This window comes from Micromonospora sp. LOL_021 (genome assembly GCF_048060215.1).
In the GTDB taxonomy this organism is placed as follows: Bacteria; Actinomycetota; Actinomycetes; order Mycobacteriales; family Micromonosporaceae; genus Micromonospora_E.
In genome coordinates, this window is sequence record NZ_JBHMIN010000045.1 from 1 (window position 1) to 17272 (window position 17272).

General features: G+C 70.6%; 13 protein-coding genes and 1 CRISPR repeat array. Of the genes, 3 read left to right on the forward strand and 10 right to left on the reverse strand.

Annotated features, from left to right (window positions below):
* Positions 1 to 130 precede the first annotated feature (130 nt).
* On the reverse strand, positions 131 to 718 hold the full coding sequence (locus ACFHWT_RS23940) for an HIT family protein (RefSeq protein WP_416596938.1): 588 nt from the start codon (positions 716 to 718) through the stop codon (positions 131 to 133).
* Positions 719 to 958: 240 nt separating this feature from the next.
* On the opposite strand from ACFHWT_RS23940, the gene ACFHWT_RS23945 reads away from it, so the two are divergent.
* The 3 genes from ACFHWT_RS23945 to ACFHWT_RS23955 all read left to right on the forward strand — a co-directional run bounded on the left by ACFHWT_RS23945 (position 959) and on the right by ACFHWT_RS23955 (position 3276).
* Entirely contained in the window at positions 959 to 1780 is an 822-nt protein-coding gene (locus tag ACFHWT_RS23945) for a DUF5753 domain-containing protein (RefSeq protein ID WP_416596939.1), read from the forward strand.
* A complete protein-coding gene (locus ACFHWT_RS23950; RefSeq protein WP_416596940.1) occupies positions 1777 to 1971 on the forward strand; it encodes a DUF397 domain-containing protein in 195 nt (64 codons plus the stop codon). The genes ACFHWT_RS23945 and ACFHWT_RS23950 overlap by 4 nt, the downstream gene beginning before the upstream one ends.
* A 225-nt stretch (positions 1972 to 2196) precedes the next feature.
* Positions 2197 to 3276, forward strand: a complete 1080-nt coding sequence (locus tag ACFHWT_RS23955) for an IS110 family transposase (protein ID WP_416596941.1) — start codon at positions 2197 to 2199, stop codon at positions 3274 to 3276.
* Between the two features lie 154 nt (positions 3277 to 3430).
* Positions 3431 to 4557: direct repeats of the CRISPR family, unit length 36 nt; unit sequence GCCTCAATGAAGGGCAGCTCCCGAGAGAGCTGCGAC.
* A 208-nt stretch (positions 4558 to 4765) separates the two neighbouring features.
* Here the strand turns inward: ACFHWT_RS23955 and cas2 are convergent.
* From cas2 to ACFHWT_RS24000, 9 genes are all read right to left on the reverse strand, one after another.
* Positions 4766 to 5068, reverse strand: coding sequence for a CRISPR-associated endonuclease Cas2 (gene cas2 / locus ACFHWT_RS23960; RefSeq protein WP_416596942.1), 303 nt, complete (start codon positions 5066 to 5068; stop codon positions 4766 to 4768).
* On the reverse strand, positions 5065 to 6663 hold the full coding sequence (gene cas1, locus ACFHWT_RS23965; RefSeq protein WP_416596943.1) for a CRISPR-associated endonuclease Cas1: 1599 nt from the start codon (positions 6661 to 6663) through the stop codon (positions 5065 to 5067). Before cas1 ends, cas2 begins: the two co-directional genes overlap by 4 nt.
* 2 nt (positions 6664 to 6665) lie before the next feature.
* The gene (locus ACFHWT_RS23970; RefSeq protein WP_416596944.1) at positions 6666 to 7727 is read right to left on the reverse strand and encodes a hypothetical protein; all 1062 of its coding nucleotides are present in this window, start codon (positions 7725 to 7727) and stop codon (positions 6666 to 6668) included.
* On the reverse strand, positions 7724 to 10549 hold the full coding sequence (cas3u, locus tag ACFHWT_RS23975; protein WP_416596945.1) for a type I-U CRISPR-associated helicase/endonuclease Cas3: 2826 nt from the start codon (positions 10547 to 10549) through the stop codon (positions 7724 to 7726). The genes ACFHWT_RS23970 and cas3u overlap by 4 nt, the downstream gene beginning before the upstream one ends.
* On the reverse strand, positions 10546 to 12075 hold the full coding sequence (csb2, locus tag ACFHWT_RS23980) for a type I-U CRISPR-associated protein Csb2 (RefSeq protein WP_416596946.1): 1530 nt from the start codon (positions 12073 to 12075) through the stop codon (positions 10546 to 10548). The genes cas3u and csb2 overlap by 4 nt, the downstream gene beginning before the upstream one ends.
* Positions 12072 to 13307: a type I-U CRISPR-associated RAMP protein Csb1/Cas7u gene (cas7u, locus tag ACFHWT_RS23985; protein WP_416596947.1), complete on the reverse strand. Its 1236-nt coding sequence runs from the start codon at positions 13305 to 13307 to the stop codon at positions 12072 to 12074. Before cas7u ends, csb2 begins: the two co-directional genes overlap by 4 nt.
* Before the next feature lie 96 nt (positions 13308 to 13403).
* Entirely contained in the window at positions 13404 to 14603 is a 1200-nt protein-coding gene (locus ACFHWT_RS23990) for an ATP-binding protein (protein WP_416596978.1), read from the reverse strand.
* Complete coding sequence (locus ACFHWT_RS23995; protein ID WP_416596948.1) at positions 14534 to 16588, reverse strand: hypothetical protein; 2055 nt, start codon at positions 16586 to 16588, stop codon at positions 14534 to 14536. The genes ACFHWT_RS23990 and ACFHWT_RS23995 overlap by 70 nt, the downstream gene beginning before the upstream one ends.
* Positions 16585 to 17271 carry a hypothetical protein gene (locus ACFHWT_RS24000; protein ID WP_416596949.1) on the reverse strand — a complete coding sequence of 229 codons (687 nt, stop codon included), beginning with the start codon at positions 17269 to 17271 and terminating at the stop codon, positions 16585 to 16587. Before ACFHWT_RS24000 ends, ACFHWT_RS23995 begins: the two co-directional genes overlap by 4 nt.
* Position 17272: the final 1 nt, after the last annotated feature.

Here is a 17272-nt window from a genome sequence, read left to right on the forward strand (position 1 = left end):
GCTTCACCGGATTCGCCCGTGTCGCACCAATCAAACCTTTTGCGTTGCTGAGATCAGCTCACTCTGCATCCTGCTCGGCGACGACGGATTGGCCCATGTCTGATCCAGACAAGGCATGCACGCGCGCCGCTCAGCGCAGCAACGGACCGGGCCGGCCGAGCGCTTCCGCCGTCGCGGCCGCCCACGTCTGCGGATCGCAGTTCGGCAATATCTGTCGGATGCCGCCGGCCGGGTCCTCGACGTCGCCGAACCTGCGCGGAATCACATGGATGTGCAGGTGGTCGATGCTGCGCCCGGCCGCGCGACCTTCGTTGACCCCGATCGTGTACCCATCCGGCCGCAGCCGCGCGGCCAGATCGTCGCGCACTACCAAGATCAGTTCGTACGCGTCCCGCACCTCCTGCGGGGTCAGGTCGAAGAACGACTCCACATGGCGCTTCGGCACGATCTCGGTGTGCCCCTTCACCGCCGGGAAGTTGTCCAGCCGGGCGAAGCAGGTCGAGTTCTCGTGCGAGATGCGGTTGACCTGCTCATCATCACGCCGGCAGAACAGGCAGTCCGCCGACAAGTCTTCATGAAGATCCATCTTGCAGCCTTCCGTTGGCCCTACACGCCAACGCCGGCCTGCTGCCGACGCCTCAATGAAGGGCAGCTCCAGGAGGAGCTGCGACTGCTGAACGCAGCCTACGTGTGCCCTCCTGGCCACGGCCTGCGACACCCGACCTGCCGCAGCACACGGCAGCCGTCTGACTCGTCCATCCCATCACGACCTCCGCCAAATTCACCATTGTCGCGGCCCACGTTTCCCTCCCGGATAAGGCAAAATCGATCGCGTACGCCGGGGTCGATCTCCACTGTGATGTGACGATCCGGCGGTCCGGCCCAGCCAGGTGTTTCATTTTGAAACATTGGCGCGGATGGTGAGTGTGTCGGATGAGAGGAAGGTGAAGCGATGCCGGTGACCGGACCGACTGTGGTGCGCCGCCAGCTGGGGCGGCGGCTGCGCCGACTACGCGAGGAGGCTTCCCGCACCGAGCAGGAGGTGGAGCGGGCGAAAGTCTGTTCGCGTACGACGTTGTGGCGCATCGAGAACGGCAAGTTCCCGGTCAAGATGAACACCGTACGCGGCCTCTGCTGGTTCTACGGAGCAGACCCGGAGACGACGGACGCGCTGACCCGGCTCGCCGCCGCGTGCGACGAGCAGGGCTGGTGGGAGTCGCACGGCGACGCCGTACCGGACTGGTTCCGCTTGTACATCGGCCTCGAAGCCGCCGCCACCGAGATCCAGCTTTATGATCCAGAGTTGATCCACGGTCTGTTGCAGACGCCGGACTACATGCGGGCGGTGTTCCGGGCCGCCGACCCGAGGGTGCCCGAGCAGCAGATCGAGCGGCTGGTGTCGCTGCGGCTGGATCGGCAAATCTCCTATTACGACCGGGCCGAGCCGGCCCGGATCGTCGCGATCCTCGGAGAGGGTGCAATGACTCGCGAGGTCGGCGGCCCGGCGGTGATGGCCGAGCAACGCGCCCACCTGGCCAGCGTGGGTCGACGGGTACGGGTGGAAGTGCGCGTCCTGCCCGGGGCCGCTGGTGCCCACGCCGCGTTCGCAGGCGCTTTCACTGTGCTGGACTTCGCCGACCCCGACGACCCGGACGTGGTCTACGTCGAGTCCCATATGGGCGCTCGCTACATGGAGCGTCCGGAGGAGTTGGCGGAGTACCGTCGAGTTTTCCGGCTGATCCGCGACCAGTCGATCCCGATCGAGGAGTACCTACGATGAAGCCCGACACCCTCTGGTTCACCTCCAGCCGCAGCGCCGGCAACGGCGGTCAGTGCGTCGAGGCCCGCCGGCACGCCGGCCGCGCTGAAGTACGCGACAGCAAGGACCGCACCGGCCCCACCCTGACCTTCAGCACCGCCCAGTGGGGCACCTTCACCACCGCCCTGCAAACCGGCGCTCTCCCCCACTGACAGAGATGATGGAGAAGAGTACCTCCCGCCGAGGTCTGACCCAACCACTGACTGACCTCGGGTCCTCATCGGGATCTGTCGACCTCGGTCGGGAGGTGCTCGCGCACGCACCGGACGTGGCGTTGTGACCTCATAGGAGCCTGGCCAGAGGCCCCATCTCTGTCTTGTCCGCGTCGCCCAGCTGGTGCGCGCCGCCCTGCCCCAGTCACGAACGACAGGACGACGATGCCCTCCATTACACCTGACCACGCCGCGATCTTCGACGTCGCCGGCGGGGTGGACACCCATCAGGACACCCACACCGCGGCCGTGATCGACCTGGTCGGACGGGTGCTGGGTACCCAGCAGTTCCCCGCCACGGCCACCGGCTACGCCGCCCTGCTGGCCTGGATGCGCGGGTTCGGACAGCTGCTGCGAGTCGGAATCGAGGGCACCGGCGCCTACGGCGCGGGCCTGACCCACCTGTTGCGCGAGGAAGGCGTCGACGTCATCGAGGTCGACCGCCCCAACCGCAAGACCCGCCGGTTTCAGGGCAAGTCCGACCCGATCGACGCCATCCAGGCCGCCAAGACGGCCCTGGCCGGTGAACGGACCGGCACCCCCAAGCACCGCGACGGCCGCGTCGAGGCACTGCGTAACCTACGCGTGGCCCGTCGCAGCGCCGTCGACCAGCGCGCCGACGTCCAGCGCCAGATCAAGGCCCTGATCGTCACCGCCCCCGACCAGCTGCGGGCCAGCCTGCGCGGCCTGGCCGTCAAGGAGCTGATCGCCGCCTGCGCCAACCTGCGACCCGACCGGGCCGACGTCGCCAGCCCAGCTACCGCCACCAGCCTCGCCCTGCAATCCCTCGCGCGCCGCCACCAGCAACTGTCGGTCGAGATCGCCGATCTCGACGAACTGCTGGAGCCGCTGGTCGCCGCGATCAACCCCGCCCTGGTCGCCGCCAACGGTGTGGGCACCGAGGTCGCCGGGCAACTGCTGGTCACCACGGGCGAGAACCACGACCGGCTGGCCTCCGAAGCGGCGATCGCCATGCTCTGCGGCGTCGCCCCGATCCCCGCCTCATCAGGCAAGACCACCCGCCACCGTCTCAACCGCGGCGGCGACCGGCACGCCAACGCCGCCCTCTGGCGGGTCGTGCTCTGCCGGCTGCGCTGGGACCCCCGCACCCGCACCCGCGCCTACGCCGACCGGCGTACCAAGGACGGCCTGTCCAAGAAAGAGATCATCCGGTGTCTCAAGCGCTACGTCGCCCGTGAGCTCTACCAGATCATCACATCAAATGATCTTGAACTGGCCGCTTGACATCGATAGGAGCATCCCAACCCCGACACCCGCGACGGTGGGGGTCACCTCGGGTACCCCGAGGTGACCCCCCGCCTGTCTGCACTTCAACGACGGACAGCTACCGCAAGCTGCGACCGCGAAGACGGCCGAGCCCGCCACGTCGGACACCAAATTCTCAATGAAGGTCAGCTCCCGAAAGAGCTGCAACACGGCTATCCCGATATGACCCGTGCGCCACGTCTCGCCTGAATGAAGGGCAGCTCCCGAAAGAGCTACGACCGAGTACGACGCGGTGGTAATGGCCAACTGGCTAGCGCCTCAATGAAGGGCAGCTCCCGAGAGAGCTGCGACACGCCGCCCGCCTCCGCGAACAGCTGTGGCAGCCAGCGTCGCCTCAATGAAGGGCAGCTCCCGAGAGAGCTGCGACCGCGAGCAACGTCTTTGGCCAGCTTGTCTCTGGTCGCATATTCGCCTCAATGAAGGGCAGCTCCCGAGAGAGCTGCGACCAGCGGAGGGTGAGCGGCGGCAGGTGCTGACGCCGGCGCCTCAATGAAGGGCAGCTCCCGAGAGAGCTGCGACTTGCTTTTGAGCAAGGTGAGTTGTCGGAAGAGCAAGCCTCAATGAAGGGCAGCTCCCGAGAGAGCTGCGACCTGAAAGCCCGCAACCGGTCCCCGCAGACCATCGCGTCGCCTCAATGAAGGGCAGCTCCCGAGAGAGCTGCGACCAGCAGGTCACCCCGCCCCCAGACATGCAGCCCAGCCTCAATGAAGGGCAGCTCCCGAGAGAGCTGCGACTACCGGCGCGGCAACCGGATCATATTCGGAGACGAGCTGCCTCAATGAAGGGCAGCTCCCGAGAGAGCTGCGACGGGGCACTGGCGGTGGATGCACGAGGCCGCGCTGAACGGGCCTCAATGAAGGGCAGCTCCCGAGAGAGCTGCGACTCTTCCATTTCACTCATGCGCCACTTCCCGCGCTCCCGCCTCAATGAAGGGCAGCTCCCGAGAGAGCTGCGACCCGGACACCGACTACCGCCGGATGTACTTGAGCGCGCCTCAATGAAGGGCAGCTCCCGAGAGAGCTGCGACCACCGCGCTGATACCGCGCCCTCCGGCTGCGGCGTGCCTCAATGAAGGGCAGCTCCCGAGAGAGCTGCGACGTGCCGTCGGTTTCCGCTGACCAGTAGCCGACCGCGCCTCAATGAAGGGCAGCTCCCGAGAGAGCTGCGACCCGAACCACCATGACCCGCACGCGGCGGCCTACCGCCTCAATGAAGGGCAGCTCCCGAGAGAGCTGCGACAGGGTCCAAATCTTACCCCTCCTGACCTGCGGCGGAACCACCGGCCCGCGAGAGGTCCGCCGACAGAGGGCTCCAGGACCACCCGAGAGGCACGATAGTCCACTATCGAACGGTCTATGAGCAGGGAAAACAGCTCCGCGAGAGGTCCGCGCTCACGGCCGTCACGACGGACCCCTCGCGGAGGGCAGCGGTAGGGCGGACGACGGGACTACAAGATCGCCGGACCATGGCCGGTGATCGGGCGGCCCTGGCCGATCACGTCGAGGGATCGGCTGGCGCGCTCTCGCAGCGTACCCAGGTCGCAGAACAGGATGGAATCCGTACCCTGGTTGATCATGTCGGTGAGCGCGGCCCGCAGCCGCAGGATCTTCGCCGGACGGGCATCCACGACGAACACGCTGTACTGGACGCGATCGCCGTACGATTCGAGCTTCTTCGCCACCCGCGTGCGGCGGACGTCGTCGGAGACGTCGTACGCGATCAAGTAGCGCCGTACGTCGTCCAGGCTCATCGGATCTTGATCCCCTCGTAGCGGGGCTGCGTCCCGTCGATCACGCCGAGCACCAGACGCGCCTGGATCTCCATCGCGCGCCGCCAGCTCACCTCGTAGCCGAAGATCGGATGCCGGAAGGTACTGGTGACTCGGCGTTCGTAGCCGGCGATGAGCGCCTTGCGGCCACGGTCGCTGATCCGGGTGGTGCCGAGCACGGTGGTGAAGTCGCGGGCGCGGATCTCGCCGTTGTTGAACGCGGTGATGACGACCGAGTCGGCGACCACCGCCCGGAACTCCTCGACCAGATCGAGGGCGAGCGCTGGCTTGTTGCGGCCGGAGCTGTGCAGGAACCCGGCGTGCGGGTCGAGCCCGCAGGCGACGACGGCCCGTAGCGCGTCGGCGGTCAACAGCCCGTAGCAGAGGTTCAACGCGGCGTTGATCGGGTCGCGGGCCGGGCGTCGGGTCCGTACGGAGAAGGTCAGCCCTTCGATGTCGACGACCTTCGGTCGGAACATGGTCAGGAACTGGGCGAAGTAACCGGCGGCGGCCTCGCCTTCGATGCCGAACAGGTCCGTCAACGACGGTGCGTCGAGGGCTTGCCGTTGCAGCTCACGCAGCCGGGTCACCGTGTCCGGGGTGTCGCCGAGCCGGCGCAGCAGGGTCGCCTGGTTGGCGATCTTCGCGGTGACGAACTGTCGGGCCAGGTCGATGCGCCCGTTGTGGGATGCGACGTGCTGCAACAGTCGCGGACCGCCGTTGGGTCCCTGTGCCGGCCTGGCCCAGCCGGTGACCCGGCCGGTGCTGGTGCACCACACCACCGACAGGCTGCGCCACAGCACCTCCCGGATCAGGCCACTGGACAGGTCGACGTTGCCGTGCACCACCAGGCCCTGCACGCGTTCGATCGGAAACGACCCAAGCTTTTCACCGCTCTTGCTGACCTCGATCCGGCCACGCTCGACGTAGGCCCGCGACCCCGGCGTGGTCAGGTGCAGCACCTGGGTGTCCGGGTCGGCGACGACGATCCGGCGGGTCACCGGCGCGAGCGGTCGTTCGTCGGGCAGGCAGACGCTGATGTGTGAGCAGCGGGAGCAGCGCCGGTCGTTCTCCAGCGGTGGCGGGGCCTGCTCGGCGTCGAGCGTACGCACGGTTGCCGCCACCATCTCCCGGGCGGCCGCGACATCCGCTGGCGACAGGGTGATGTCGACCCGTACCCGGTGGTTGGTGAAGTAGACCGCCTGCCCGGCGACCGGGTAGCCCATGTCGGCCAGCGCCCGAGCCTGGAGGGCGACCTGGATCCGCATCGGTTCGGTGACTTCCGGCCGGCGGCGCACCGGGGTGGCCTTGTGTTCGACGACGGTCATCGCCGCGTCGTCGTCGAGTTCGACGGTGTCGCAGCGCCCGTACACGCCGAGGTCGTGGCTGACCACGTCGACGGCCCGGTAGCGCCGGGACCGCGACTCGGTCGGGTCGTCGGCCGGGGTGTGGGCCTGGACGCCGACCTGCACCTGCTGGGTGTCGGTCGACTCGCCGGCTGCTTCCAGCCAGGCCCGGCGTGGGCAGAAGGCCTGGTGCGCCACCAGGCTGATCGGAAGCAGTTCCGGCGTCGTCATCGTCATCGTCTCGCGACGAGTGGCTTGTCGGTCTTGAGCAGCTCGCCGCGCATGGCACGGCGTTCGGGGGCGCTGTCGCTGCCGAACCGCTGCACCGGGAAGCGGATGACGGCGGTGACGCCCCGGGCTACCAACCATTGTCGGGCGGGCTCACCGTCGACCGGTTCGCTGTCCGACGGCTTCCCGAGTGCTTTGGGCACCAGTCCGGCGGCCGCGAACCGGGCCAGCTGCCCGCTGGCGAGGATCGTCCGGTGCCGGGCCGTGCGCCACCGCCCGGTCCACACGGGTACGCAGTACCAGCCGCCGGTGGCCCGGCCGAGGTGGCCGGTGGTGGTGGCGGTGGCGTTGACCCGCTGGGCGATCGGGAACTGCGAGATGCCCCAGAGCGCGCACCAGGCGAGTGCGTTGTCAGTCGGGCCGGGGGCGGCGAAGCCGGTCGGCGTACGGCTGTCGGGTTTGTCCTTGGCGATCTCGTCGCGGGCCCGGCGGCCGACCAGTCCGTCGGCGACCTCTTCGGCGGTACGGGCGGCGACGGCCGCCGCGAGGGGCCGCAGCCGGTTGCCGACGAACTCGGACCCCTGGTTGCGGGGCTGCATCTCCAGCCGACTCGCGCCGTCGTCCTGGAGTCGGTCGCCTTTGCCGTTGCGGCTCCAGTAGGCCGGTTCGCCGAGTGCGGCGATCAGCCGCAGGTCGAGCAGCGCCCGCGCCTGCGTGAGCTGGTCGAGCACAGCGTGCCGCCGGTCCTGCAGTGATCGCCAGCCGTCGCCGGTGGTGATGACGCTGATCCGAGGGCTCATCAGCGCCCGATGCTCGCCGTCGCGCAGCTGCCGGCTGGGCCAGGCGTCCGGGTCGTCGTGGCGGGCGGCGTGCCGGCGGACGATCTCGCCGATCGTCTCCGGGGTGGCCTGTGGGGCGCTGAGCACCGGGCGGCGGTTCATGCCGGGTGTCCAGGAGAGTCGGACATCGTCGAGCCCGGCTTCTTCGACGATGGCGGCGAGCCCGTAGAGCGTCATGTGCGACAGCATCGTGTACGGGTCGGCGTGCGGTAGCACGAAGTCGGTCATGAGCCCTCCGCGGAAACCTGCCCGTCGGCGGCGCGGAGCAGCGCTTCCAGGTAGGCGCAGCCCCACACCCCCCACCGGCGATGGGTGCGTTCGATCAGTTCGTCCCACCGGCCTTCGTCGAACAGGTCGACGGCGGTGTCGTCGACAGCGCCGACGAGCTGCCCAGCGGTGTGCGGGAAGCCGTGCCGGCCGTGCCCGTGGCTGGTGCCGACCAGCCGGACGATCAGCTCCCGATGGTCATCGTCCTGGACGGTGGAGTCCTGGGTGGACAGCGTCGACCAGGCCAGGCGTGCCGACAGCTGCTCGTGGCGCCACCCGGTCGGCAGCCCGGACTTCTGCCGCAGCCGCCGGATCGTCCGCGCGTCCCGTACTCCACTCTTGGCCAGTGGATCGGGCGGTGGATCCCCGTCGCACAGCGACTGCTGGAACCGTTTGTCGGTCTTGCCGTCATCATGGTGCAGGCCGGCGAGGCGCAGCACCTGCACCAGCTCGACGGGAAGGCCGAGCCGGACGGCGACCGTTTCGGCGCGGCCGGCCACCGCGTCGGCGTGCTGGCGAAGCGGCACCCGGCGGCGGCGCGGAGTCCAGGTCTGGCGCAACTCGTCGTCGACGGTCGCCTTCCGCAGGTCGACGACGATCAGCCGGGCGAGTTGCGGCTTGCCGTCGTCGGATTCCTGCCAGTGCGGGATCACCTCGGCTCCGGCCCGATCCTCGGTCGGCCGGTCGAGCAGGGCGGCCGCCGCGACCACCATCGGACGCGGCGTCAGCTCGTCGCGGTGCACCCGGAGCAGCTGGGCGACCTCCGCCGGATCCGGTCCGGCGACACCCGGGGCCTCCTGGTCGTGCTGGTCGACGATGGTGGCGGCGACGGCGTCGAGGAACCGGCAGTGCGCGGCGGTGTCTCGTTCGATCCGGAGCACCACCTCGCCGGGTTTCGGGTCGGCGATGCCGTCGAGCACGTCGTCGACCTGTTCGGTGCCGTCGGGGTCGACGACTTTGGAGGTGAACAGCGGGGTGGTGTCGTCGAGGACGAGCATGTCACCGGGGCGGATCCGGTCGTCGGTGGTCAGCGGGCGCGGCGGTGACTCACCCGGCCGGACCAGTATCGGCGTGGGCGGCGGGTCCAGGCGTGCCTTGACAGCTGCCGTCGCAAGGTCGTCGAGCCGCTTACGGATCTCCGTCGACTTCCGGATCGACACCGGGAAGACCTCGTGCGGGCGGGGCGGCAGGGCTTCGATCAGCCGTACGGCGTCGGCGGTGTCGGCTGGCAGCGCCCGCCGCACGACGATGCCGAACTCGTGGTCGGCTGCGTCAAGGTCGTCGGAGAGCCACAGGTCGAGGTCGTCCTGCGCGGCGGCGAGGTCGTCGCTGGTCCGGGCCAGCTGCCAGGCCTGGGCCAGCTCCAGCCGTTGCAGCAGGTCGCGCCGCAGCGCCGGGGCCGGCGGCCGGGGGTCGCGCAGCGCCCACGGGGCCAGGCCGGCTGGATCGACGGCCCGACCGGCCAGCCAGGTGAGGGCCGCCGCAAGGTCGTCCCGGCGGTACGGCCCGGACTGGGCCGCGTCGGGCAGCTCGTCGGCCGGCACCAGCACGCTGACCTGCGTAGCTGAACGGAGGCCGAGCCGGTTGACCCGGCCCGCCCGCTGGGCGAGCGCCCCACCGGGTGCCAGCTCCGTCACCACCGCAGATAGATCTAAATCGACCCCGACTTCGAGGCTCTGCGTACTGACCAGGACATCGACCGTCGGATCGCCGCCGAGGCTCAGCAGCGTCGACGCCGGCGGCCGCAACCGGTCCACGTCGTACGGCCGCAGCCGCCCACAGATCAACTCGACGTTGAGGTCACGCGCGCGCAGCTCCCCGGCGACGGCGGCGGCCACCGCGACACTGTTGACGAAACAGCCGACCGTCGCGCGGTGCGCCTCATGCAGCCGTACGGCCTCGTCGGCGAGCGCCGCGACGCCCGCCTTGAAGGCCGGGCCGCTGCGCGGGATCGGCCAGGTCGGGACCGGCAGCAGGGCGACCGGTTTCGGTGCGGTCAGCCGCTGCCGCAGCGGCGCGTCCACGGCCAGGTCGTCGGGTTCGACGCCGACGGCCACCCCGGCGTCGGCGTGCGGTGTGGCGGTGGTCTCGACGACCTGCAGCACCGGTACGCCGAGCGGCTCGTCGGCGACGACGGCCAGCTCGGCGACCCGCCGGGCCGTCGTCACCAGCTGCCGGGACAGGTGCGCCTCGTCGACGACGGCAACGGTGTCGTAGGCGAGCAGCCCGGCTTCGCGCGGCCGGGCCTGTACCCGCGACCCGTAGCCGGCGAGCAGCAGCCGCGACCCCCACATGTCCGGGGTGGCGCAGAGCACCGCCGCGCCGGTCGGCTCGTCCAGCCAGGACCGCGACGGTGGCGCACCGCCGCGCAGCAACGCCACCGACAGCGGACTCGCGGTCGGATCGACCTGCCCGGTCCGCAGCGAGTCAAGCGCGGCGGCGACCCGGGCCAGCACGGTCCGGCTGTCGCCACGGGCGGCCGCCAGCAGCCCGGCGATCGCCGTCGCGTGTGCGTGCTGGTCGTCGACGAGTGCCCGGCGGTCGACGACGAGGGCGAGCCGGCGCGGTACCCGTACGGGGTGGCCGGCGGCCATCAGCGCCACCGCGAACACGTGCACGTCGATGACGCTGGTCTTGCCCGCCCCGGTCGGTGCTACCAACTGGTCCGGCCAGCGGCCGGTACGTAGGAGGTGGTCGAGGAGCCGCTCCTGCCAGCGGAACGGCTGCTGCCCGCCTCGGACGGCGGCGAAGAAGGCGCCGAAGTCGGCGCGGTCGACGCTCACCGGGCCAGCCGGCGGGCGATGGCTTCCGGCAGGTCCCGGGGCACGAGCAGGCCGCCGCCGAGGTGCCGGCTCTGCCCGATCGCGGCGATCGTCCGAGGGCCGGTCAGGTCGCCGAGGTGCAGCACTGCCCGGTACGGCTGGATGATCGTGTCACTGTGGACCTTGTGGACGTACCGGCTGACGTCGCCGTCCATCACCCGTACCGCTGATTCGACCCGGACCCCGCGCGCGGACGCCGCCCGCGCCAACGCCTGGTAGCGGGCCTCGCCCCGCTCCGGCACCTTCTCGAACTCGTCGCGCCACACCAAAGCGACCGACAACGCCGCTGCGTCGGCGAGGGACCACTCGCGGACGCGGACGCGCGGAGGCCGGCTGTCGGGTACGGCGACCGGGTCGGTCTGCCACCACCGCTGGGTGCCGGCGGCCGGCTCCGGCCAGAACTCGTCGGCCGCGACCTCGACCGGCGGCTTGACGGCGAACGGGCCGGTGCCGACCTTGACGAGCCGCAGGTGGTGCGCGGCCATCCGGATCAGGGTCAGATCGATGTCGTCGGCGTCGCGGGGCAGCAGCAACGCCAGCGCGCTGCCGCCGACGTGCGGCGCGTCCGGGCCGACGAACTGGATCGCGCACCGGTTCGCCGGCCGCTGCAGCGCGTCGTCGGGGTACACGCCGGTGAGGATCGCGGGCGCGCCGTCGCCGACGAGCGAGATCAACGCCCGGTGTACGGCGACCGCGTACCGCACCCGCAGCTGCGGCGGGACCGGCCGTTCGATGCCGAACAGCAGCACCGACGTCCACGGCGCCTCCGGTGGCGGCGGCTCCGGCCGGGTGTACCGGCCGAGTTCGACGCCGGCGGTCACGATCGGCGGGGCGACGGTCTTCTCGCTGGAGCGGTGCGCATCGGATTTCAGCGGTGGCACGGCGTTCGTCTCCCGGTGCGCCGCTTCGAGGGCGTCGGACCGGCCGGCGACGGCTACCGCGAGGTCGAGCCCGTCGCCGGTGAACAGGTCGGCGTCGGGGTCGAGGCGGTGCGTCGGTTCGGCCTCGGCGACGACGAGGCGTACCGGCGACTCGGTCGTGCCGAGGTAGGGCACCTCGGGGCAGAGCGCGGCGAGCGCGGCGGCCACCGGCTCCGGCGGCGGCTGCTCCCACGTCCACGCGTACCGTCCGGTCGCCGCGACACCGGTTACCGCCGGCTTGCCGACCAGCTTGTCCGCCAGCGGACCGCGGCCTTCCTTGACGATCAGGCCCTCCTGCCGGTACGCCGTCGCGGCGCCGCCGTTGGGCAGCGTCTGCGGCACGGCGATGCCATCCGGCGGGTTTGCTTCGAGCCAGCGCAGCGCCTCCCGGTCGGTGTCGCAAGGCTGCAGGCTGTCGCCGTCGGGGACCGCCCGCACCCCTTGGGCGGCCGCGCAGAGCAGGGCGGCGTGCAGCCGGGCCGGCGACGGCAGCGGGTCGAGTTCGCCGCTGCCGACGTGCCCCTTGTAGACGCCGAGGACCGGCTCGGCGACGATCGCGAAGCTCACTCGCCGTCACCCGTTTCGAGCGCGCCGGAGACGATGTCCGGGTTGCCGGTGACCCGCATCGCCAGGCCCGACCAGGTCACGTCGGCGACCTTCTCGGCGTGTGCGAGGGCTTCGCCGAGCAGCAGGTCGGCCGCGTCGATGCTCAGCGGCTCAACATCGGTGAACGACCCGCCGCGCTGGTCGAGCCGGACCTTCGGCTGCTCGGCTTCGACCAGGTCGCAGTTGGCCCGCAGGCACAACTCGGCGTCGGACCGGGCGAGGGCGTTGAGCGCCAACGCGGCCAGCAGCGCCCGGCAGGCGGCGTCGCCGTCGACGCCGGCCCCGAAGCGCATCTGCCGCAGCGTCGCGAAGGACAACACGTGCGTACGGATGATGGTGTCGCAGGCGACGCCGGCCAGCTGGTCCAACGTCGGCGGGATGCCGCCGAGGCCGAGCGCGGACGCCGACTCCCCGGTGCCGGCCTTGATCGCACCAGCTGCCTTGAGGATCTTGCTATGCGTGACTGGGCTCAACTCGGCCTGCTGCCGGTTCGCTGTCTCGGTCATCGTCTTCTTGTCGAGGTTGATCTGCATGCCGACCGGGTCGACCCGCGCCCCGCCCCGCCGACCGGGCTTGGGTTCCATCAGGGCGCCGGTCACGTCCCGGCTCGCCGCGACGAAGCCGACGATCTCCCCGACCAGGGCGCTGCGCCAGCGGCCCTGCCTGCTCCGTCGGCTCGAATCCCAGCCGCCGAAGACCAGCGTCACCGGGCTGGTCTCCAGCAGCGCCCGCGCGTTCGCCGGACTCGCGTCCCGCACCGCCCGGTACTCGGGAGTCTGCGTGGTCGGCACCCCGTCGATGGTGCCGGCGCGGATGTGACCGTCGAAGACCCGGTGCGGCAGCGTCAGGTCGTAGTAGCGCTCGACCGCGCCGTCCCGCTCGTAGGTGACCTGCACGTGCGGCACCCGCGACAGCAGCGGGCGTCTGTCCTCGATGGCCTGAGCGAGGGCCTGCTCGGCCCGGTTGAGCTGAGATTGTTTGCTGTCGATAATCGCCGCGTAGCGGCTCTCGTCGCCAAGGAACCGCTGCTCGTACGCGTACACCGACCCCTTTCCACGCTCGGGGGCGAACTTGGCCGGCGCGACCGACGTGTGCCGGCCACCAGCCGGCTCCAACGTGGTCGTCGACGTCAGACAGCTCGACCCACCGGGCGACCCGGCGGCCAGCAACACATCAAGATCCAACGAACGCACTCAGAATTCCTTTCGCATTTGCTTCGGCGCGGGGCAGCACTTACCGAGGACGGATGTGCTGAAGCGCCGATAGGGGATTACTCGGCGGGCGTCACCCTATCGTCCGATGGCGACATTTCGCGGCTGGGCGCGGGTGAGGACGTCTTCGGCGGTGAGTGGGCTGGCCGGGTGGTGGGTGAGGCAGAGCGGCGTACGGGCCTTGCGGAACGGTTGGCCTTCAACCGCGACGTAGAACTGTCCGCTGGTCAGCCGGGAGATGTCCGGCACGTCGCCGCCCTTGAACCGGGCCATCTCGCGGGCCGCCTCGATGTGCACCGGCGCGTTGAGCAGCCCGAAGAACTGCGTCGCCGCGTTACCGGGGATCTGACTGTGCAGACCCTTCGGCGCCTGGGTGGCGAAGACCAGGCCGAGCCCGTACTTGCGGGCCTGGGAGGCGAGCATCAGCGTACTGCGGGTGCAGGGCGTGATCGGGCCGGACGGTGCAAGGGTCTGCGCCTCGTCCATCACCAGCAGCCCGCCCAGCGGCCGGTCCCCGGCCGGGTTGCGCTTGATCCAACCGAAGAGGGCCAGCTGAAGCTGGTTGACGAAGCCCTGCCGTTTCTCCTCCCCCGGTAGTCCGACGAAGCTGATCACCGAGACGCGGGCGCGTTTACCTGGTGCCGGGGTCAGCAGCGTGCCCGGGTCGGCGGACTCGCCCGTACCGCCGAACATCGGGTCGTTGATCCGCGCCGCTTCCAGGTTTTCGGCCAGGTCGGCGGCGATCGATGCCGCTCCGGTCAGCTCGCTCACCCCGTCGGGCAGGTCCCGGAGCAGGGCGATCAGGCCGGCCAGGGTCGCCGTGTCGCTGTGCCGGCCGTAGTGGCGCAACGCCTGCCGCAGGACGGCCTGCCCGCGCATCGCCTTGGCGGTGGTGGCGGCCACCTTGGCGCGTGGGGCCAACGCATCGACGGCGCTGTCCACCGCCTGGGTGAACTCGTCGGGATCATCGCGTACGCCGGAAAAGTCGGGCAGCGGCTGGAACGTCAACGGCCGGCCGCCCTCCCGACCTGGCGTCCACACCACGACATCGGTCGCATCCAGGTAGTCGGCGGCGGCCCGCGCGTCGCCGTCACCCCACGCGGCCGGCGGCTCCGGCCACGGGTCGCCGAGGCGGGCGAGGTCGTTGTTGGGGTCGAGGACGATCGCGGACACGCCGAGCAGCGCGCACTCCTCGACCAGTCGTCTGATCAGGACGGTCTTGCCGGATCCGGAGCCGGCGAAGATGGCGACGTGCTTGCGCAACGCGGCCAGTTCCACCCGTACCGGATCGCCGTTGTCGAACTCGGTGCCGACCCGCAGGTACGGGCCGGGGCCGTCGACGGCGGCCGACTCGCGGCCGGGTCCGTCGGGTGCGGCCGGATCGCGGGCGGCGTCGGCGAGCGCGGTCGACAACAACGCGGTACGCGAGGCGGGACGCCGGTCGGCCAGCCAGGCCTGCAGTCCGTCCGGTTCCTCGGCGAGCAACGCGTGCAGCGCGACCAGGCTCCGCAGGTCGGCGTCGGTGACCGGCAGCGTCCGCCCACCGGCGGCGACGAAATCGTCCGCCGCCTTGCGCACGGCAGGAGTTTGCGGCCACTCGTCGTTGCGCAGGATGAACAGTCGCCGATCGGCGACACCGTGGGACAGCCCGGCGGCCACGCAGGCGTTGCGCAGCCGGGCCAGCTCGGCGTTGTAGTGCTGCGCGGCGATGGCCCGGAACGCCCAGTGCGCCTCGTCGCCGGTCGTGTCGTCGAGGGTGCGGCGCAGCCGGGCGTGCAGGGCTGGCCGGCGGGCCGGGATCGTGTCCTGGTCGAAGTCCGTGTCCGCGCTTTCCAGGTCCACGCGCGCAGCCCGGCGGCGAGCAGCTGCGGCACCTGGGTGTCCTCGTTGGCCGGGTCGAGCAGCCCGGCTACCTGGGCCGCAGCGCGCAGTTCGGCGTACCGCTGATCAAGCGTGCCCAACGACGAGCCGTCAGCGGCCGGTGTCCGGGTCCGTGTCGTCGACGTCGGCGTCGGCGTCGCCTCGGCGGTCGGCTTCTCGGCGGCGGCCGTGGTGAGCGTGGTGAGCGTGGTCATCTCGGTGACCTGGCCGTCGCGGACGCAGGCGCGGATGTGCCGTTCGACGTTGATCAGCAGCTGGCGCGGGGTGAAGTCGGCGGCGTCGGCGAACGCTTCTGGCCGCACCGGCCAGCTCGGGTACGGCGGCACGAACCCGACTTCGGCGTAGTGCGCCGCGAGCCGACGCTCGACCAGGGTCCGGCCGAGGTCGGCATCGGGGATCGATTCGAGCGGGGCGGTTTCCCGGAACCGGTCCTGCGCGGTGTCGACCGCGTTGCTCTTGATCAACGCCCAGGAGACAGGCAGCAGCGACAGTACGGTCAGCGTCCGTTGGGTCAGCTCCCGCAGCTCCATCAGGCCGCTGGCGACCTGGTCGATCGAGACCGCCGCCCGCCAGCCGTCCTCCTCCGCCCCGGTGCTGGGCTGCTCGGAGACGTGGCTACGGTTGGCTACCTGCGCGATCAGGCCGTCGACCTGGTCGACCCCGATGACCGACGGTCCGGTCAGCGCCAGCAGGCGCGACATGTCGGAGACGATCTCCTGCGGCAGCCGCCGGGCCGGCCGGATGCCCCAGGCGAGGCGTTCACCGGGCTCGGCCTCGTCGCTGGCGAGCAGCCACGAGTTGGCGACGTCCTGCGCGCGGGGGTCGATGCCGGCGAGCAGGGCCAACGCGCGGGCGGTGTCCCGGCAGCCGATCCCGATCCGGCGGTTCGACCAGCTCAGGGCGGCGACGAACTCGTTCAGCCGGTCCACGGTCATCGGGGCCCGGCCGGTCACCGCCATCCGGGTCACCACGGACAGTTCGAGGCCGACGACGAGCCGGTGCAGGAACATCTGCAACTGGGTGGTGCCGTCGTCGTCCACCGGCTGGTGCAGGCCGTCGACCATGGACACGGCGACGCTGTGCCAGAAGGCGTTGGCGTCGAGCAGGTTGATCAGGAAGAAGTATCCGCCGTCGAGCTGGGTCAACTCGCGGACCCGGCTGAGCAGATGCGTCTTGCCCGCGCCGCGTTGGCCCTGCACGGCGACGCCGATGGGGCTGGTGTCCGGGTTCTTCTTCGCCAGTGCCAGGCCGTCGAGGATGGTCCGGAGCACGTCGGTGTGCAGCCCGTCGACGTGGGACGCCGCCCGCCGCCAGACGTCGTTCATGGTCGGCGTGTAGCTGAACTGCAGATGGGTGAGTGCTTTCAGCGCCGCTTCGGTCATGACGCCGCCATGGTGATCATGTGCTTGGGCTGGTCGCCGACCACGACGGCGGCCGCGTGGGTCCGTGGGTCGAGGGCCTTCTGGTTGGCTTCCGGCACGAGGGTGATGCCGGGTCGGCGGTGCAGCCGGCGCAGGGCCGCGTCGACGTCGGCCCGGTCGAGGTCGTCGACCAGGTCGCGCAGGTCGGCAAGGTCGACCAGGTCGCCGGCCTGGCGGGCGAGTTTGTGGTACGCCGCCCGCACCCGCTCCTCGACGGCCGCCTCATCCGCCGCCGGCTCGGCGGCTGTCGGCGCGTCGGGCACGGCCGGTAGGTCGTTGGCGACGGGCGCGTTCGAGGCGGTCACGAAGTCGCCGAGGCTGAGCCGCTGCGCGGTCAGGAAACGGTCCAATCGCCGGAGTACGGCGTAGAGCGCGCCGCCGATGGCACCCGATCCGGGTGGCGGCGATCCGGCGGCAAGCTCGGTGTGGCAGCGCCGCCAACCCGCTTCGCTCAACGTCAGGATGAGCCGGCGCGGCGTACCGCCGACTTCGATCAGTTTCAGCCGTTCCAGCTTTTCCCGGGAGGGTTTCTTCAACTCGCAGCGATGATCATTGGTGAGGCTGGCGTTGGGCACCGGGCCTGCCTCGGCCAGGAGGATCAGCAACGCCGACGTCTCGACCATGGTCAACTTCTCGTCCGACATG